General features: G+C 40.5%; 20 protein-coding genes. 10 read left to right on the plus strand and 10 right to left on the minus strand.

The genetic code is table 11. The features are described from left to right. Positions 1-188: 188 nt before the first annotated feature. From CVS97_RS05690 to CVS97_RS05705, 4 genes are read left to right on the plus strand one after another with little or no spacing between them, the layout of a single operon-like run. Positions 189-908, plus strand: a complete 720-nt coding sequence (locus CVS97_RS05690) for an amino acid ABC transporter substrate-binding protein (protein ID WP_107785388.1) — start codon at positions 189-191, stop codon at positions 906-908. Positions 909-917: 9 nt separating this feature from the next. Then, the gene (locus CVS97_RS05695) at positions 918-1,670 is read left to right on the plus strand and encodes an amino acid ABC transporter substrate-binding protein (protein ID WP_072594557.1); all 753 of its coding nucleotides are present in this window, start codon (positions 918-920) and stop codon (positions 1,668-1,670) included. A 23-nt stretch (positions 1,671-1,693) separates the two neighbouring features. Continuing rightward, positions 1,694-2,362, plus strand: coding sequence for an amino acid ABC transporter permease (locus CVS97_RS05700; protein ID WP_107785389.1), 669 nt, complete (start codon positions 1,694-1,696; stop codon positions 2,360-2,362). Further along, positions 2,362-3,099 (plus strand): amino acid ABC transporter ATP-binding protein, encoded by a 738-nt coding sequence (locus tag CVS97_RS05705; RefSeq protein WP_103576604.1) that lies wholly within the window; start codon positions 2,362-2,364, stop codon positions 3,097-3,099. The genes CVS97_RS05700 and CVS97_RS05705 overlap by 1 nt, the downstream gene beginning before the upstream one ends. Before the next feature lie 33 nt (positions 3,100-3,132). On the opposite strand, the gene fldA is transcribed toward CVS97_RS05705, so the two are convergent. The 4 genes from fldA to CVS97_RS05725 form a co-directional block, all read right to left on the minus strand. After that, entirely contained in the window at positions 3,133-3,624 is a 492-nt protein-coding gene (gene fldA / locus CVS97_RS05710; RefSeq protein WP_072595412.1) for a flavodoxin FldA, read from the minus strand. A gap of 11 nt (positions 3,625-3,635) precedes the next feature. Next, positions 3,636-4,349, minus strand: a complete 714-nt coding sequence (locus CVS97_RS05715; protein ID WP_107785390.1) for a UDP-N-acetylmuramate--alanine ligase — start codon at positions 4,347-4,349, stop codon at positions 3,636-3,638. A 3-nt stretch (positions 4,350-4,352) separates the two neighbouring features. Beyond that, positions 4,353-4,664, minus strand: coding sequence for a DUF2325 domain-containing protein (locus tag CVS97_RS05720; protein WP_002939277.1), 312 nt, complete (start codon positions 4,662-4,664; stop codon positions 4,353-4,355). 132 nt (positions 4,665-4,796) lie between these two features. Next, positions 4,797-5,960 (minus strand): sugar transporter, encoded by a 1,164-nt coding sequence (locus CVS97_RS05725; protein ID WP_107785391.1) that lies wholly within the window; start codon positions 5,958-5,960, stop codon positions 4,797-4,799. A 169-nt stretch (positions 5,961-6,129) separates the two neighbouring features. On the opposite strand from CVS97_RS05725, the gene nifJ reads away from it, so the two are divergent. From nifJ to CVS97_RS05755, 6 genes are all read left to right on the plus strand, one after another. Continuing rightward, a complete protein-coding gene (gene nifJ / locus CVS97_RS05730; protein WP_107785392.1) occupies positions 6,130-9,732 on the plus strand; it encodes a pyruvate:ferredoxin (flavodoxin) oxidoreductase in 3,603 nt (1,200 codons plus the stop codon). Between the two features lie 239 nt (positions 9,733-9,971). Further along, the gene (locus CVS97_RS05735; RefSeq protein ID WP_159070901.1) at positions 9,972-11,036 is read left to right on the plus strand and encodes a hypothetical protein; all 1,065 of its coding nucleotides are present in this window, start codon (positions 9,972-9,974) and stop codon (positions 11,034-11,036) included. Positions 11,037-11,039: 3 nt separating this feature from the next. Next, complete coding sequence (locus CVS97_RS05740) at positions 11,040-11,996, plus strand: GTP pyrophosphokinase family protein (protein ID WP_107785394.1); 957 nt, start codon at positions 11,040-11,042, stop codon at positions 11,994-11,996. A 139-nt stretch (positions 11,997-12,135) separates the two neighbouring features. Then, entirely contained in the window at positions 12,136-12,648 is a 513-nt protein-coding gene (locus CVS97_RS05745; protein ID WP_107785395.1) for a DNA-deoxyinosine glycosylase, read from the plus strand. Positions 12,649-12,755: 107 nt separating this feature from the next. Continuing rightward, positions 12,756-13,901: a toxin-antitoxin system YwqK family antitoxin gene (locus tag CVS97_RS05750; RefSeq protein WP_107785396.1), complete on the plus strand. Its 1,146-nt coding sequence runs from the start codon at positions 12,756-12,758 to the stop codon at positions 13,899-13,901. 231 nt (positions 13,902-14,132) lie between these two features. Then, positions 14,133-14,900 carry a M3 family metallopeptidase gene (locus tag CVS97_RS05755; RefSeq protein ID WP_107785450.1) on the plus strand — a complete coding sequence of 256 codons (768 nt, stop codon included), beginning with the start codon at positions 14,133-14,135 and terminating at the stop codon, positions 14,898-14,900. Positions 14,901-14,909: 9 nt separating this feature from the next. Here the strand turns inward: CVS97_RS05755 and CVS97_RS05760 are convergent, their stop codons facing one another. From CVS97_RS05760 to CVS97_RS05785, 6 genes are read right to left on the minus strand one after another with little or no spacing between them, the layout of a single operon-like run. Beyond that, positions 14,910-15,332: a Sua5 YciO YrdC YwlC family protein gene (locus CVS97_RS05760; protein ID WP_107785397.1), complete on the minus strand. Its 423-nt coding sequence runs from the start codon at positions 15,330-15,332 to the stop codon at positions 14,910-14,912. Next, positions 15,329-16,216 carry a DMT family transporter gene (locus CVS97_RS05765; protein WP_107785398.1) on the minus strand — a complete coding sequence of 296 codons (888 nt, stop codon included), beginning with the start codon at positions 16,214-16,216 and terminating at the stop codon, positions 15,329-15,331. The genes CVS97_RS05760 and CVS97_RS05765 overlap by 4 nt, the downstream gene beginning before the upstream one ends. A 5-nt stretch (positions 16,217-16,221) precedes the next feature. After that, the gene (locus CVS97_RS05770; RefSeq protein WP_107785399.1) at positions 16,222-16,899 is read right to left on the minus strand and encodes a DUF799 domain-containing protein; all 678 of its coding nucleotides are present in this window, start codon (positions 16,897-16,899) and stop codon (positions 16,222-16,224) included. Then, positions 16,889-17,293: a DUF4810 domain-containing protein gene (locus tag CVS97_RS05775; protein WP_107785400.1), complete on the minus strand. Its 405-nt coding sequence runs from the start codon at positions 17,291-17,293 to the stop codon at positions 16,889-16,891. The genes CVS97_RS05770 and CVS97_RS05775 overlap by 11 nt, the downstream gene beginning before the upstream one ends. Further along, a complete protein-coding gene (locus CVS97_RS05780) occupies positions 17,278-17,946 on the minus strand; it encodes a CsgG/HfaB family protein (protein WP_103629290.1) in 669 nt (222 codons plus the stop codon). Before CVS97_RS05780 ends, CVS97_RS05775 begins: the two co-directional genes overlap by 16 nt. Before the next feature lie 47 nt (positions 17,947-17,993). Next, positions 17,994-19,352, minus strand: coding sequence for an MATE family efflux transporter (locus CVS97_RS05785; protein ID WP_107785401.1), 1,359 nt, complete (start codon positions 19,350-19,352; stop codon positions 17,994-17,996). Between the last annotated feature and the right edge of the window lie 13 nt (positions 19,353-19,365).

Genomic DNA, 19,365 nt, shown 5'->3' on the forward strand with positions numbered 1-19,365 from the left:
AAATAGCGAATAAATAGGCTATAAGGTAGAAAAATGTAACAAAGAGCTGCTAATTAAGATAAATTTTGCCCTAAATGAGCTTAGCAAAGAAGGAGCTTTAAGCGAAATTTCGCTTAAATACTTCGGCAAAGATATTTTTAAATAAGGAGAATCAATGAATTTTAAGCCCATTTTTGGCTTGATCGCAGGTGCTTTTTTTAGCTTTAAATTTAAATGCTTCAACTATCAAAAAAGGCGAACTTATCGTCGCAACTGAAGGTACTTACTCACCTTACTCATTTTACGATGAAAAGGGCGAGCTAGTAGGATATGACGTAGATATTGCAAGAGCAGTAGCGCAAAAGCTAAATTTAAAAGTCGAGTTTCTAACAGCTCCTTGGGATGCGATGCTCGCGGCTTTTGATGCTGGCAAAGCAGATGTTGTGTTTAATCAAGTAAGTATAAATGAGGATAGAAAGAAAAAGTATGGTATGAGCGTGCCTTACACTATGCCATATCCGGTAATTGTCGTGCATAAAGACAATAACGACATCAAAAGTTTTGCTGATCTAAAAGGCAAAAAGAGTGTACACTCTGCGACTAGCAACTGGGCAGCGATAGCCGAGAAAAACGGCGCAACAGTGGTTGTGGCTGATGGCTTTAGCAAAGGCGTGGAGCTTATCATCTCAAAAAGAGCTGATGATACGATAAACGATAACGTTACATTTTTTGACTACATCAAACAACGCCCAAATGCGCCACTAAAAATCGCATACACAAGCAACGAGCCGATGCCAACAGCTGCAATCGTTAAAAAAGGCAACACTGAGCTACTAGAAGCGATAAACAAAGCGCTTGACGAGCTAAAAGCCGAGGGCAAGATAAGTGAAATTTCGATGAAATATTTTGGAAAAGATATTTCAAAATAAAGGATTAAAATGAAATTTACAAATTTATTAAAAGTAGTAGCTGTGCTTGCAATGGCTCTAAATTTACAAGCAAAAACTATAAAAGACGGCGTGCTAACAGTAGCAACTGAAGGTACTTACGCTCCTTTTACATTTTATAATGATAAAAATGAGCTAGTAGGATACGATGTAGATATCGCAAGAGCGGTAGCGCAAAAACTAAATTTAAAAGTTGAGTTTCTAACAGCTCCTTGGGATGCGATGCTAGCTGCATTTGACGCTGGTAAGGCCGATGTTGTATTTAATCAAGTAAGCATAACTGATGAGAGAAAGAAAAAATATGCTTTTTCAGTGCCTTATACTGTAACATTTGGTGCCATCATCACTAGAAAAGATAATAACGACATAAAAAGCTTTGCCGACCTAAAAGGCAAAAAAAATGCCGACTCAGCGACTAGCAACTGGGCAAAAGTCGCCGTAAAATACGGCGCTGAACACGTCGTAACAGATAGTTTTGCTAAAAGTATGGAGCTTCTTATATCAAGACGCGTAGATGCTGTCGTAAGAGACAACATCGTATTTTACGACTTCATAAAAGAGCGTCCAAACGCGCCTGTAAAAATAGCTGCCTCACTTGATGAGAAAGACTACACAGCAGCAGCTGTTAAAAAAGACAACGCCGAACTTGCAGAGCAAATTTCAAATGCTTTAACTGAGCTTTCAAAAGAAGGCAAACTAGAAGCTATCTCAAAAAGCTACTTTGGCAAAGACGTCTCAAAATAAATTTATAAACCAACAAGGCAAAAATGGAAAATTTAGATAGAGTGATCGAGCTTGTTTCAAGCTCGACGCTACCGATGATCATTGCACTTTTAAAGGTGACGATCCCGCTTACATTGCTCTCGTTTTCGCTAGGGCTTGTCATCGCCATTATCACAGCAGTAGTGAGGCTTTCAAATATAAAAATTTTAAAATTTATATTTGCCACCTATGTTTGGATATTTCGCGGCACGCCACTTCTCGTGCAGCTTTTTATAGTATTTTATGGGCTTCCTAGCATCGGTGTCACGCTTGATACTTGGAGTGCGGCGACTATCGCATTTAGCCTAAACGTGGGTGCTTATGCCTCTGAGTCTGTAAGAGCAGCCATACTTTCTGTGCCAAAAGGTCAGTGGGAGGCTGCCACATCGCTTGGCATGACACACTATCAAATTTTAAAGCGCATCATCGCACCTCAAGCAGTGAGGATCTCGCTACCACCGCTTTCGAACACATTTATAGGCCTTGTTAAAGACACTTCACTAGCAGCTTCTATAACGATGGTAGATATGTTTATGGTCGCTCAAAGGATCGCAGCAAGAACCTTTGAGCCACTCATCCTCTACATCCTAGCAGCACTTATCTACCTGGTGGTTTGCACACTTTTAACTTATCTTCAATCAAGGCTTGAAAAAGCTGTCTCAAGGTATGTCTAATGGCTATAAATTTTAAAAATATAAGCAAATCTTACGGCGATCATTTGGTGCTAGATAACATAAATACAAGCTTCAAAGAGGGGCAAACGACCGTGATAGTTGGCTCATCTGGTTGTGGTAAATCAACACTTCTTAGATGTATAAATTTACTTGAGATCCCACAAAGTGGCATTTTAGAGGTAGATGATAGAGCTGTAAATTTTAAAGAGAAGCTTAGCTCAAAAGAGCTTTTAGAAATTCGCAAAAAAACAGGCATGGTTTTTCAAAGCTTTAACCTTTTCCCACACCTAACAGCGCTTCAAAATGTCACCGAAGCTCCGATCTATGTTCAAAAAAAGGATAAAAACGAAGCAATAAAAGAGGCAAAAGAGCTTTTAGCTAAAGTGGGGCTTAGCCACAAAGAAGATACCTATCCAAACAGGCTCTCTGGCGGTCAAGCACAGCGTGTAGCCATCGCTAGAGCACTGGCCGTAAATCCATACTTTTTACTGCTTGATGAGCCTACAAGTGCGCTTGATCCAGAGCTTGAGGCTGAAGTTTTAAAGGTCATCTTATCTCTTGCAAAAGAGAAAAAGTCTATGATCATTGTCACTCATAATATGAATTTTGCTAGAAAGATAGCTGATAGAATTTTATTTTTAGATAAAGGCGTGATCGCATTTGATGGCTTGGTAGATGAGTTTTTCAATAGCCAAAACGAAAGAATAAAAAGCTTTATCTCGGCTATGGATATATGAAAATTTTAGCTAGAAAATCTAGCTAAAATTACATTAAGCAAAGTGAGGCTTTATCTGCTCTATCCAAGCTGAAATTCTACCCTCAGTTTTATCACTTTGGTTGTCAGCATCAAGTGCTAAGCCCACAAATTTTCCATTTCTAACAGCATCAGAGCCATCAAATGTATATCCGTCAGTGCTAACCTCACCAACTACCTTTGCGCCAGCTTTTACGACCTCATCATAAAGCTTTGCCATGCCGTTACAGTACTCATCAGAGTAGCTCTCGCTATCACCCATGCCAAAAACAGCGACTGTTTTTCCGCTTAGATTTAGCGCTTTAAAGTCAAACGCATCCCAGTCATCTTGAAGATCGCCACTACCCCAGGTTGATGTACCAAGGATGAGCTTATCAAAGCTATTTAGTTTTGCTGCGTCTACATCGGCAACGTTTAAAAGCTCATTTTCAAGGCCTAGACCCTCACTTATAAGTTTTGCTGCATCTTCGGTATTTCCCATGCTGCTTCCATAAACTATACCTATCATTTTTATCCTTTTTAAAAAATTTTACTAATAATCGTATAAGGCACAAGCTTGATCAAACCTCTCGCATAACAGTGCCTAACCTCAACGTGTCGCCTAAATTCCTCATTTCTAGGAAAAACGATATAAACCATCTCACACTCGTGACCAAGCACACTGACGGCTCTATCTATATCGTCGTTTAAATTTCTCATATCATCAAAGCTTACTTTTTTAAAGCTTGGCATGACGCTGAGCAAATTTTTACCATCTTTTTTGACCGAAATGACACCACCATTTAGCACGACCTCTTTGTCTTGATGGCGGAGGCGTATTTTATCATAAACAAATTGACAAAACATCTGTGCCGCATCCATGCAAAACTCAAATTTCCCACTTACATAAAGCATTTTTATCATCTTTGCAGCCGCCATTTTTGGCTCTTTTGCTATAAATTTGATCTTTGAAAAGTCGCCTTTTAAATAAGCATTTATGATGATATTTGATGAAATACAAAAGCGATCTGCTGGCTTAAAATTTAGACATTTTTCGCGAAGTAGGAAATTTATCCTAGCTTCAAAAATTTCTTTGAAATTTAGAAATTTAGCGTAAGAAAGTGGTATTTTTAGCTCACTTTCTACACCAGAATTATAAAGTGCAATAAAAATTTTTGCACGTGAAAGCCTATCAAGCTTTGCAAAAATATTTGGAGTTATTTCGCCAATATCTGATAAAAGCCCGAATTTCATTGATTATTCTTTGCATCCAAATTCCTTATCTAGCCCAAAGACCTTGCAGTACTCGCAAAATACGCAACTAACGCTTCTTTTTGCACAAACAATTGGAATATTTCTCTTTTTTGCTTGAGTTTTAATAGTCTTCATCGTGTTGTGGTTTAAAAAACTAGTTAGCATCACCACGCACTCGGTATCTTGAGGGATTGGCTTGCGATTTACGCGGTTTTCATTTCTAGCATCCCAGTGTTCTATCTTCTCAGCTCCCAAATCATGTAAAACTGCCTTGATAGGCGTTATCTCATCTGCACCGATAACTAAAACTGACATAATAAGCTCCTAAAATTTATTCATTTTCTGATAATGATTATAAGGAAGCTTAACTAAAATTTTTCTTAGTTATGATATTTATTATCACTTATATGTAGAAATTTGTAACGTTTTACTTAGATATTTAAACATCTAAATTCTCTTAACCTTAGATACCGTAAACAAAAATATGATAAGTCCGCTTGCGGCAAAAAAACTACCAACATTACCGATATTTTGCTCGCCAAGATGAACTATCGTTTGATGCCCTATTAGTGCCCCTGCTCCGATGCCTATGTTATAAATAGCCGAAAATATCGCCATTGCGGTATCAGTTGCATTTGAGGCAAGATTTAGCACTTTTATTTGAAAGCTCATATTTACACCAGCTATGCCAAGCCCCCAAATAAAGGCCAAGACTAGCATTAAAACTTCATTTTTAGCAATAAAATTTAACAAAAGCAAGCAACATAAAATAAGCATGATAGAAATTGCAGAAAATGCATTTGGAATAAGCTTATAAAATTTAGAGAAAAGCAGGCTTGCAACTACGCCAGCAACACCAAATATAAGCAAGAATATTGTGATAAATTTTCCATCAAAGCCACTGATATTTTTTGCAAATGGCTCAATGTAGCTATAGGTGCTAAAATGCGCGCTTATGATAATTGCAGTTAGTAAAAATACGACCATTAAAAGGCCATTTCTTGCAAGCTCTGGCAAGCTTTTAAGCGAGCCTGAGTTTTTACTTGGCAGAAGTGGCAAAATTTTATATAGCCAAACTCCAACACCAACAGCAAAAATTCCGATCAGTCCAAAGGTTACACGCCAACCAAGTGCGTCACCTAAAATTCTTCCAAGTGGCAGACCAAGTATCATCGCTAGCGATGTACCAAGAGCTAGCAATCCAAGAGCTTGCGAGCTTTTATTTATCGGTGCTAACCTAACAGCAAGTGAAGCAGTGATAGCCCAAAAAATGGCATGGGCAATAGCTATCATCAACCGAGCAATAATTAAAATTTTAAAATTCCAAGCAAAGGCGCAAAGCGTATGAGCTACAACAAATACGATAAAAACTTTTAAAAGAAGAGATCTTCGTTCTAAATTTGCAGTTAAAAGCATAAGCGGTAAAGAGAGTATCGTGACGCTCCACGCATAAATCGTGATGATAAGGCCGGTATCGGCCGTGCTCATGTCAAAATCTTTCGCAATATCACTTAAAAGTGGCACTGGGACAAACTCAGTAGTGTTAAATATAAAAGCACAAAAAGCAAGAGCTATAACCCTTAAATAGGCTACCCTATGAACACTTATCAAATTTTATCCTTAATTTTTTTCATTACGGTAATGGAATTTTGCTTAAAGTTAGTAATTCAAAAGGCAAAATCCTCAGAATTTATTAATGACATAGATTAATAGTAGATTTTGGAAACTAGCTCTATAATAAAAGATTTTTAAAAATCGTAAGAAAATTTAAGGCGGAAAAATGGCTAAAATAATGAAAACTATGGACGGAAATGAGGCTGCGGCGCACGCGGCTTACGCATTTACGGAGGTTGCGGGCATCTACCCGATCACCCCTAGCTCGCCGATGGCTGATTACACCGATATGTGGGCGGCTCAGGGCAAGAAAAATTTATTCGGCATGCCCGTTAAAGTAGTTGAAATGCAAAGCGAGGGCGGGGCTGCGGGCACCGTGCACGGCTCGCTGCAAGTAGGCGCGCTAACTACGACGTACACGGCTTCGCAAGGACTTTTGCTAAAAATCCCGAACATGTACAAAATCGCAGGCCAGCTACTACCCGGCGTCATCCATGTGAGCGCGCGCTCTATCGCGGCTCAGGCGCTTTCTATCTTTGGCGATCATCAGGACATTTATGCCTGTCGCCAGACGGGATTTGCCATGCTGGCAAGCGGCTCCGTGCAAGAGGTCATGGATATCGCGGGCGTCGCGCATCTAGCGGCGATCAAGGGTCGCGTGCCGTTTTTGCACTTTTTCGACGGATTTCGTACGAGCCACGAGATACAAAAGGTCGAGGTGCTTGACTATGCGCACTTTGATAGGCTTCTTGACCGCGAGGCGCTACAAAAATTTAGAGACGAGGCGTTAAGCCCCGAAAGCCCGAAAACTCGCGGTACGGCGCAAAACGACGACATTTATTTTCAGACGCGCGAGCTAGCCAACCGCTACTACGACGCGGTGCCTGATATCGTGGCCGAGTATCTAAAAGAAATTTCAAAAATCACGGGACGCGACTATCGTCCGTTTAATTATTACGGCGATCCGCACGCTACTCGCGTCGTAGTCGCGATGGGTTCGGTTACGCAAACTCTCGAAGAGGTCGTCGATCACCTGCGCGCAAAGGGCGAAAAGGTGGGCGTGCTAAAGGTGCATCTATACCGTCCGTTTAGCCTAAAATACCTCTTTGACGTGATGCCTGAAACGGTAAAAAAGATCGCCGTGCTAGACCGCACCAAAGAGCCGGGAAGCCTCGGCGAGCCGCTATATCTGGACGTCAAGGCAGCGTTTTACGGACGCAAAAATCAGCCCGTGATCGTGGGCGGCCGCTACGGCCTAAGCTCAAAAGACGTCGATCCTGCGCAAATGCTAGCCGTATTTGAAAACCTAAATTTAAGCGAGCCAAAAAACGGCTTTACCGTCGGTATCGAGGACGACGTGACCTTCACCTCGCTAAAAGTCGGCGAGAAAATTTCGCTAAGCGATGCAAGCGTGAAAGAATGCCTATTTTACGGCCTTGGCGCGGACGGTACCGTTGGGGCGAACAAAAACTCCATCAAAATCATCGGCGATAAAACCGATCTTTACGCGCAAGCGTATTTTGCCTACGACAGCAAAAAATCGGGCGGCTACACGCGCTCGCACCTGCGTTTCGGTAAAAACCCGATCCGATCGACCTACCTCGTCTCAAATCCTCACTTCGTAGCCTGCTCAGTTGCGGCGTATCTTGAAATTTACGACGTCATAGACGGTATCCGCGAGGGTGGGACGTTCCTGCTAAATTCGATCTGGGACGCCGAGCAGACGGTCGCTAAACTGCCGAATAAAGTAAAGAAAATTTTAGCCGCCAAAAAGGTAAATTTCTACATCATCAACGCCACTAAGCTAGCTCGCGAGATCGGGCTAAAAAACCGTACGAACACCATCATGCAGTCGGCGTTTTTCAAGCTAGCCGACATCATCCCGTTTGCCGACGCTCAAAAATACATGAAAGAGTACGCACACAAAGCCTACGCCAAAAAGGGCGAAGCGATCGTAGAGATGAACTACAAGGCCATCGACATGGGCGCTGACGGACTGGTTAAGGTCGCGGTCGACCCTAGCTGGGCAAATTTGACGGATGACGCCGCTAACGAGGAAAAATACGTCGGCGACGAATTTATAGAAAAAATCGTCAAGCCTATCAACGCCGCCAGAGGCGATAGCCTGCCTGTTTCGGCGTTTGTTGGCTTTGAAGACGGACACTTTAAATCAGGCACTACGGCCTACGAAAAACGCGGTATCGGCGTGATGGTGCCTAAGTGGATCGAGGAAAACTGTATCCAATGTAACCAGTGCGCCTTCGTCTGCCCGCACGCGGTGATCCGCCCGTTTCTCATCGATGAAAACGAGCTCGCCGCCGCGCCACAAACCGTGCAAGATCACGTCCTAGACGCCAAAGGCAAGGAGGTAAAAGGGCTAAAATACAAGATCCAAGTGAGCCCTCTAGACTGCACGGGCTGCGAGCTGTGCGCTCAAAACTGCCCAAGTAAGGAAAAATCGCTCGTCATGGTGCCTCTATCAGAGGAGATGGAGAAAAACGAGCAGGAAAACGCCGATTATTTGTTTAAAAAGGTAACCTACAAAGACGACCTGATGAGTAAAGAAAGCGTCAAGGGCGTGGGCTTTGCGCAGCCGTTATTCGAGTTTCACGGCGCGTGCCCTGGTTGCGGCGAAACGCCTTATATCGGGCTTGTTACGAGACTATTTGGCGACCGTATGATAGTAGCAAACGCGACCGGTTGCAGCTCGATCTACGGCGGTAGCGCGCCTTCGACGCCTTATACGACGAACAAAGATGGCAAAGGCGTAGCGTGGGCGAATTCGCTCTTTGAGGATAATGCGGAGTTTGGCATGGGTATGAATGTCGCGGTCGAGACGCTGCGCCACCGCATCGAAGATGTGATGCTACGCACTAAAGACGCCGCGCCAAACGCTCTAGCTGCGCTATACTCAGACTGGATCGCGCATAAAAACGACGGCGAGAAAACGACGCAAATCACTAAAATTTTGACCCCTCTTTTGGAGCAAAATTTAAGCATCCCGGGCGTAAAAGAAATTTTAGAGCTAAAAAGATATCTCGTCAAAAAATCCCAGTGGATCATCGGCGGCGACGGCTGGGCATACGATATCGGCTTTGGCGGGCTTGACCACGTACTAGCCAGCGGCGAGAACGTAAACGTGCTCGTACTTGACACCGAAGTCTACTCAAATACCGGCGGCCAAAGCTCAAAATCAAGCCGCGCGGGCTCGATAGCGCAGTTTACCGCTAGCGGCAAGCCGATGCAGAAAAAAGATCTAGGCTACATCGCGATGACCTACGGAAATATCTTCGTCGCTCAAATCAACTCAAACGCGAGCCAAGCAAACACGATAAAAGCCATCGCCGCAGCCGAGGCCTACGACGGACCTAGCCTCGTGATAGCGTATTCGCCGTGTATCGCGCACGGTATAAAAGGCGGCATGGCCTACTCCGGCGGTCAAGGCGAGCTAGCGACCAAGTGCGGCTACTGGCCGACCTACGTCTACGATCCGCGCCTAATCAAAGAGGGCAAAAATCCGCTCAAAATGACCTCAAAAGAGCCTGATTGGTCGCTTTACGAGGAGTTTTTGCTAAACGAGGTTCGCTACAACTCGCTTAAAAAAACCAACCCGCAGCACGCAGACGAGCTGCTGGCTAAAAACAAGGCCGATGCGCAAAGACGCTACCGCCAGCTAAAACGCCTAAGTTTGGCTGATTTTAGCGACGAGATCGAGTCTGGCGCGCCTAAAAGCGCCGAGGATGTCTCTGCCGATACCGCAGCCGAATAAGGCGCAAATTTCTCTCGCTCAAATTTGACGGGCGAGGGAAATTAATTTTTTGTAAAAGTATCAAAGTGTACTTTTAGTTAAAAACTAAAATATTATTATTTTCTTAATATAATGTTCCATTCCTATTTTGGTATTAGATGTAAATTTCCTTATATATAACTGTACTTTTAAGATTAAGCTTGAAAAGCAGATGCTATAATTGCCAGCAATAAAAGAATCTGTAAAAAAGGATTATTAAGGTGCCATTATCTGAATTTGCGAATTTAAGTATTTCAAAAATTATTACGCATGAAATTTTTAAGCGAGGTAATAATAGAGAAATTATTTCACCAGTATTAAATGATGAACTTACTGTATTAAATCAAGATGGCTTATCTACTTTGGCTGACAGAATCGTTGCAGCTATAGGCAAAGATTCAAAATCTATTGAAATGAGTATCAGGGATAATTCACAAACTTCTGTTTTTGCCTATGCAGCAAGTATCTTTGAAGATGATAGGGATGATAATTTTATTGAAAAATCAAAAGATATTGCAAACAAATTAGTCAGCGCCCAAACATCTAGAAATTTACCTGGTGGTATTGTTATTTTAATAAAAGGCACTAGTAGATACGGAGAATATGATTTGGTATTGGTAATAAAAGCAGAATTGCAAAGTGGCTTCAAGAAATCAAACAATAGCGATATAGAATTTGTTAATAATCTATTATTAACACCATACCAGAAAATGTATAAGTTGGGTGTATTTTTAAAAAAAGATAGCCAATACAGAGTATTTGTTTATGATCACAATCTTTCAAAGTCAGAAGAGCAAGGTTTGTCGCAGTATTTTTATGATTCTTTTTTAGGGCTTGAAATGTTGCATACAAATAAATTTTTGACTTCTAAATTCTACAATGGAACTAAACAATTTATTAGTTCATTAGCCAACATTACAGATGAAGACAAATATGATTTAAATACTCACTTGTATTCATATATGAAAAATGAAGCAATAATTACCATTAGTTTAGTAGATTTTTCTGATACATATATTATAGATGCGGACATTAGAGATCAATATATCACATATATGAGGGCAGAAATTTTTAATGACATGGATTTCGATAGAAGTATTACAAAAGATATATCAGAGATAAAGTCAAAATTAAGAGTTAGAAGAATCGTTTTTTCTACGGGAGTTAAAATTTTAGGAGCATCCGATGATTTTGAGCAAAATGTTCAGATTATAAATCAAGAATCTAACGAAAATAATGAAGTTCAAACAATATTAAAGGTTAAAGGCGAAATCAAAGGAAGCTAGTCAATGACCAAAGAAGAAGAACTATGCCAAAAATTTACCGGCGAAACACATATATTTAAAGCATGGGGAGAGTTTGTATATGAACAAATTATAAATTACTTAAAAGAACTTAGGATTGATAGTGCGGATTTTTTAAAAATAAGTACACCCGTTAGAATAAAGGATGTAGATTCTTTAATAGCAAAAGCTTTTTATAGAAGCAAAGGATATACGAATCCATATGAAGATATAACAGATAAGGTCGGTATAAGATTTGTTGTTTTGCTTGAGGATGATGTAAAAAAAATATGCAATGCAATAGAAAGCATAAATAAATGGACTTACTCCAAAGATAGAGACTACGAAATAGAAAGATCAGATGAGCCATTTCTATTTAATTATCAGTCGATGCACTACGTAGTTAGATCAGAAAGTATTTTAAATTTTAAAGGTATTGATATACCAAAAAATACTCCATGTGAAATTCAAATTAGAACACTTCTGCAACACGCTTATAGTGAATTAACCCACGATAAAATCTATAAATCAAACATTGACCCAACAAGCGAGACAAAACGCGTTATCGCAAAAAGTATGGCTCTATTAGAAACTACTGACGAGTTTTTCCAAAAAGCTAACAATATTATTAATCAATTACCTATTTTTAAATTATATGAAGTATTAAAGAATAAATTTACGGCTATACATGGAGTTATTAGAAATATTTCTAAGGCAAATACACATATTCTCTATGCCTATTATGACTTTATTAATAAAAAAAATTTTACAAAGACAGATTTTGATGAATTTGATAAAATAGTAAAATTAAATCTTAATAAAACATACCTAAATGATCAACCTATTATTTATTTCGTATATTATTTATGTGAGCATAATAAAAATATAGCAAAAACAAAATGGCCTTACACAATGGATGAACTGACTCCTTATTTTACACAATTAGGAAAAACTATTGATTGATTTATTATAATAAATTCTATTTTAACAAACTTTACATTTTTCGTTATATTTAAATTTAGCAAAATTTTATGGTAGACATAAGAAAACTAACAAGGTGTAAAAATGATAGTAAATTTTACAAATAACTAAGGTTTGCAAGATGAATAAAACTCAAACACATCCTTTTAAACCGATTTTTGATAAAAACTCTAAAATTTTAATCCTCGGCTCCTTCCCTTCCGTCGTTTCTCGCAAATTTGGCTTTTACTACGCAAATCCGCAAAATCGCTTTTGGCGTGTGCTGGCCGGGATTTTAAACGCTTCGACGCCTGCGAGCACGGATGAAAAGATAAATTTCCTGCTTGCTCATCGCATCGCCATCTACGACGCCGCGATCTCGTGCAAGATAAAGGGCTCGAGCGACGCCAAAATGACCGCCGTCGTGCCTGCAAATTTAGAGCCGATCTTTGGCGGAGCGCGCATAGCGCAGGTATTCGCAAACGGCGGCAAAGCGCACGAAATCTGCGAAAAATATCTAAAAACTCAAATTTTAAACGCAACGGGTAAATCGCCCGTCAAACTACCCTCGACTAGCCCGGCAAACGCAAATTTTAGCTTTGAAAGGCTCGCGCAAGAGTGGACGGTTATCTCGGAGGCTCTAAAAGACGGATAAATTTGACGCGAATTCTAAAATTTAACTCATCCAAAATAACCCGCCTTCATCTTAAATTTAGTTTCAAATTTTAAAATTACCCAAATCAAACAAAGCAGGAAAAAACCGTGAAAATCCTAAAATTTCTATTTTTACTTCCGCTTCTAGCGATCGGAGCACAGGCGCTGGAGCCAAAAATCGTAATGAAGCCCGAAGCGAGCCTCAAAAATGGGCTTTACTACGTAAAAGGCAAGCTCTACGACGGCACGCTAAAGATGCTTCGATACAGCGTCGAGGACCTATATGACGTAAATGCGATGGGCATGGTCTATCCGAGGCTAAAACCTCTGCCGCCTACTCTTATACGCGAGATAGACGTGCAGGGCGGCACGGCGGTGCGATACAGGGATTATTTTGACGGCAGAGACAAGCCCTCAAACGAATACCCCCTAAAAAATGGCGTCCGCGAGGGCACGGCGAAGCACTACCACGCAGATAGCGGCGCTCTGATGGACGAGAGCGAATACAAAGCGGGCGTCCGCGACGGGCGCTACCGCCGCTACTACTTTGACGAGGGCGGCGCATTAAAGCAGGAGGGCACCTACAAGGCGGACAGGCGAGAGGGCGTATTTACCGACTATTACGTTAGCGGCGAGGTTAGCGCACGCAGCCCATACGTCGGCGGGATGCGAAACGGCGAGGACTTTGACTACTACAAAAGCGGCAAAATCCGCGGCAAGCGAACGTATAAAGAGGGCAAGCGAGAGGGCGCGGAGACGTGGTACTACGAAAGCGGCGCCGTGGAGGAGACGGGCGAGTATAAAAACGACCGCAAAAACGGCGTTTGGAAGCGATTTTACGAAAACGGCAAAACGCGCGTGGTAGAAAATTACAAAGACGGCGAAAAGGACGGCGTCGCGCGCGAATACTACCCAAGCGGCAAGCTACGAGGCGAATACGAGTACAAAGACGGTCGCCAAACGGGCGCGGGGCTGGACTACTACGAGAGCGGGGCACTGGCGGCGAAAGTGATGTTTAAAAACGGGCGCTATCACGGGCTGTACGAGGAGTATCACGAAAACGGCAAGCTAAAAGCCAGAGTGATGTTTGAGGACGGGCTGGAAACCGGCGAGGCGCGCCACTACTACGCAAACGGCAAACTCGAAGCCGAGGGGGAGTTTGAGCGCGGCAGGCTCATCCGTGCCAAAAAATACGACGAATCGGGTAAGCTAATCAGCGACAAGTCTGATAAAAACGGACTTCCGAGGGAGTAAATACTAAAATAAGTTGCTACTGGCATCATTTGAATTTTTACCAAACCAAATATTTACGTCCTTTTGTATTTTGAATATTTTAATTAGCTTTAAATCACACTACAATAGTCGCACTTAATATTAAAATTTTATATTTATCTTTTGCATCTTAGTCATAAAAGCAACAATCTCATTTATAAAATCATCAAAAAAGCATTAAAACCACTGGGCGAAGATAGTTTTATAAAGCTTATGATAGACAAACACTGGATAGAAAGTGATGTGCGAGAAAATAAAGCTGGCGGAGCATTTTTTGTAAGTTTGCCAAAATTTAAACAACCAAGAATTTTTACCACATATATGGATACTCTTTCGCACTTAATCCAGCAAGCTCATGAGCTGGGGCATGCTTGGCACTACTACTTGATGCGTGATCTTCCGGTTTTAAGCGCAAATTTTCCAATGAGCTTAGCTGAGAGTGCAAGCACATTTAATGAAACTCTTTTACGAAATGAGCTAAAAAAAGACGACTCACTTAGGGTAGAAATTTTATGGCAGGAGCTAAAAAGCGCTGCAAATTTTTTACTACACATAAGCGTTAGATACGAGTTTGAAACTAGCTTTTTAAAGCTGCGACAAAAAGGTCAAGTCAGCAAAAAAGATGCAAATGATCTTTTAAAACAAGCTTGGGATAAATTTTATAAAGACAGCACGAGCGATGTTGAAGAATTTTTGCCATATTTTAAGCCACATTTTTATAAAACAGATAACTACATCTACAACTATCCTTATAGTGTCGGTTATCTACTATCACAATTTTTTCTAAGTGAGTTTAAAAAAGATGAAGCAAATTTTTGCAAAATTTATAAACAATTTTTAATAGAGTGTGGCACAAAAAGCGTGGAAGAACTAGTAAAAAAACACTTTAAAAAAGATACGACAAAGTGCGAATTTTGGCTGATTGGCATAGATGAAGCGCTAAAAAATTTAGATGAGTTTAAAAAGGTAGTGACTGTATAAATTTACTAGTTATCTTAAGCGTTTTATTTTTTTTCGAGAAATTTTATAAATTTTTGATGGAGCATCTTCGAAAAAATGATCATCTACTATTTTATCAGCCACGCTCATAGCCCAAGCTTCATTAAAATTTTGCCCATTTTTGTTCGCACTACTTGAATAAAGCCAGTCAAATTTAGCTAAAAATTTTTCGTGCTCGCACTCTTTTACGACTCTAATAGCCTTTAAATTTGGATACAAAAATGTGGCTTTTCTTGAACGGCGTATAAAATTTTTATACTTTTTTGGCACTCTAACAAGCTCATTTAAAACGCTAAATTTCGCTGTCGTGATAAGGCAAGGTTTATTCTCATCACGCATTTTGGCCTTATTTATCTCTTTATAATCTTTACTCAAAAAGCCAGCTGTCGTATCAGTTTGTGCTAGAAATATCATAATTTTTCTCTTTTTGATAGTAAAAATATACAAGAGATTATTAGAGCAAATCCTAAAAAGTCCCAAAATACAAATTTTGTCCCAAGCCAAAAGTAGCCAAAAAATGCTGCACTTAGTGGTTCTATGCAGGCTAATAAACTAGCTTTTGCTGCGCCTATTAGCTTAACACCTATCATATAAAAGCTAAATGCAAAAATGGTGCCAAGCGTAATAACAGCAATAAATGCCAGCCATTGATTTATCCAATTAAGCCCAGCAAATTCCCAAACTCTCATATAACAAGCAAGCACTACTCCGCCCATAACCATGCCCCAGCCAAGTGTGAGAGTGACTGAATATTTCGCATTTAACCTTGCTGGAGCAAGATTATAAACACAAACACAAATGGCACTCACCAAGCACCAAAACAAGGCTTTTGGCGAGATGACAAGAGATGAAATTTGAGCATGTGTACTCAGGAAAAATACGCCAAGCATCGCGCAAAGCAGAGCTAAAATTTCAAGTGGTCTTGGTGCTCGCTTCTCTTTTAGGCAAATGACGGCTAGGATGAGAACTGGCGCGGTGTATTGAATAACAGTTGCAACTGCGGCATTTGAAAGCTCAATGGAGTAAAAGTAGGCGTACTGCGTCATCATAAGCCCAAGCAGGGCATAGACTAAAAACTCACCAAGGAGTTTTATATCTTTAATCGGAGCAAAAACGACACTTGGTTCTTTAAAAGCATAAAAAATTACAATAACAATGCCAGCTAGCATCAGTCTATATGGCACCAAAAAATCAGAATTTATACCAAGTGAAAATAGATACTGCCCACAAACCCCACTAAATCCCCAAAGGATACCGCCAACTAAAGTAAGGAGTATCCCAAGATGATGAGTATTCATTAAATTTATCTATCTTTATGAAGCTGTGCATCTTTGCCGTAATACGGCGAATATGGTCCATAAAGTATGCAGTTATGGCAATCTCTTGAAAATAAATAAGCATCTGCCATTACTGCTAGATCATACGATCTATCTGAGATGGTATTTGCCACCTGTGAGATGACAGCTGAGACTAACATGCCAAGTAGGCTACTTTGACCGCTGCTGCTATCTTCTGCTGCCATAGCACTGCCTTGCCAAAGAGTAGCGCCGCTTTTTATATCGATAAGCTTTGCTTCAAGGACAACCTTTGTTGAGCTTGAGATGACCGCATAGCTCGTACCATAATCTTTTATGTTTATGTAAAGTACACTATCGGCATGGAAAATTTTATCAAGCTTATTTAGTGGCACGGCTGCGATCTCGCTTGGCTCGGTTATGCCATTTAGTTTAAAGGTATCATTTACAAGAGCCACTGGAAATACATAGTATCCTGCTTCACTTAGTGGCGCGACTGCATTTGCCAAAACAGCAGCTGGACCTGAAATTTCTGTGCTATCGTTTGTTGGCATAAGCACTAAGATAGAGTGAGGTCTTTTTTGTAAAAATTCTGAGTAGTCGTATGGCTCAGGCTCTTTTATAGAGCAGCCCGTAAAAAATACTGCTAAAAATGCAAAGGCTATAAATTTCAGGCTATTTTTCATTATTTGTCCCCTCTTTTTGCTCTACTTTTTTTGGAGTTAAATTTTTAGAGCCTTTGATGAAATTTATATACTCCCTTGACTCTGGGAAATTTTGCACTTCTTTGTCAAAATTTGCATTTGCAGCACCTAAATTTCCATTATTTAAATACAAAAGTCCAAGGTGTGCGTATACGCCAGGAGCGATCTTATAGCCCTTTTGTGTTGATATCTGCACCAGATTTTCTAAGCGTGAAATTTGCTCGTTTGTATCGCCCTCTTCATTTAGATAACCATATAGCGAGCTACTATATGATCCGTCCCAATAATAAAGTGATCTTGGGCCGTTTGAATGGCCGCAACCTGCTAAAAATAGCGCAAAAAGCGCAAGGCTGGCAAGCCTTATTTTACTTGCCATGCTCCACTTTCTATGCCATTTACTAGATTATTTACCGCTTCAATAATAGCTAGACTTAAAACCTTGCCATTTAGCGTAGAGTCGTATCCTGCTGTGCCACCAAAGCCGATGATCTCTCTGTTTGAAAGGGTGTATTCGCCAGCGCCGCTAACCGAATAGACAACCTCAGCCGTTTTGGTATCAACGATATTTAAATTTACCTTTGAATAGGCAGTTTGTTGCTTGCCTTTGCCAAGTATGCCAAATAGCTGATGATCACCCGTAGTTTTTCGTCCAAACTCGGTCACATCACCAGTTATCACGTATCTTGCGCCTTTTAGATTTTGAGCAGTTTTACTTAGCTCACTCTCTTGTTTGATTACTTTCATATTTGATCTATCAAGCACCAAAAATCTACCACTTTGCTGTAAATTTGTGATCAAAATGCTTTGAGCTTGGTTACCAAGCCTATCTTCACCATCAGCAAATACGCCATTTTGGTAAGCTGATTGATTATTAAATCGACCTATCGAAACTGAAATTTTTTGGCCATTGTAAACTGTGCCGTAGCTTGCTACTTTTGGAGTTTCAACAACCCTTGAGCTCTCACTTGCACATCCAGCAAAAAGAGCTGCTGTAAGCAAAACTGCACCAAATTTAAATATATTTTTCATTTTTTATCCTTTGCGACAAAATCGCTTGTATATTACTAAATTTCTTTTTAAATAGCTTTAAATTTCATCCATGTGCCTTTTAGGTATCTAATCGTAAAAAGCACCGCCTTTACAGCCCAGTCAGCAAACATTGCAAACCAAGTACCTATCATACCAAGATCAAATGTGAGCGCAAAAATATAGGCCAATATGACTCTACAAGCAAACATACAAATTAAATTTACAATCATCGGATATTTAGCATCCCCTGCAGCACGAAAAACGGTCGGATATGTGTAGGCAAGTGGCCAAATAAGACACATAGCGATACCGTGATACCAGACGATCTGCCTTGTTAAATTTATGGCCTCTTCCGAGAGATTATAAATAAGAAGCAATGGCTCAAGTAAAAGCAAAATTACTGCTGTGCTAAAAAGCTGGACAATATAGATACTTATCATCGACTTTCTTACGTAAAATTTAGCCTGAGCAAAGTCGTTTGCGCCAACGCACCTTGAGATAACTACACTAAGTCCTGTGCCTATCGCCATGCCAGGGAGTACTTGAAACATCACGATCGTCCCACCCACGGCATTTGCAGCGATACTTGCTGTGCCAAATAGCGAAACAAGGCTCAAAACGATGATGCGACCCACATAAAACATCGAATTTTCAAAGCCATAAGGTACGCCGATATTTAAAATTTTCTTGATGATCTCGTAGTCAAATTTATAGATAAAGCTCTTTCTTATGTGAAGTTTTAGCCTTACATCAAGAAGCAAATAGACTATAACAAAGCAAGCGAGCATCTTGGCTATAAGCGTACTGATGGCGATGCCTAAAATGCCTATATGAAATGTATAAATACTAATGGCAGTTAGAAGTACATTTAATAAATTTGCAGCCGCCATAATATACATAGGAAGCTTTGCGTTTGACATTGTGCGAAAGATCGCTGCAGCTGCTGCATAGACAGCCAAAAATGGCGCGGAAATGGCCGAGAAAACAAGATAGTGGCTAGCATCATGCCTTACTTGCTCTCCAATATCGCCAAAGACATAATCTAGGATAATATCTTTTAAAACTATGATGACCGCTGCGATAAAAAGGGCAAAGATAAAACTAAACCAAACGAGCTGATTTGCTGTGATTTTGGCATTGCCACTTTGTTTATTACCAAGATACTGGCTAGCAACCACTGAGCCGCCAGTAGCGATAGCTGTAAATATGCTAATAAATAGCGCCATGACAAATTCCACAAGACTAATCGCACTTACAGCGCTTTCACTAACACTTGCCGCCATTAGCGAGTTTGCAAGCCCTAAGCTATACTCTAAAAACTGCTCAACCGCAATAGGGAAAAATAGCTTTGCAAGGTCGGCATTTGAGAAAAATTTTGTATTTTGATCTTTGATTTTGTTTACCATGCTTCCCCTAAGA

It is taken from the genome of Campylobacter concisus (genome assembly GCF_003049735.1).
Lineage (GTDB): Bacteria > Campylobacterota > Campylobacteria > Campylobacterales > Campylobacteraceae > Campylobacter_A > Campylobacter_A concisus_AN.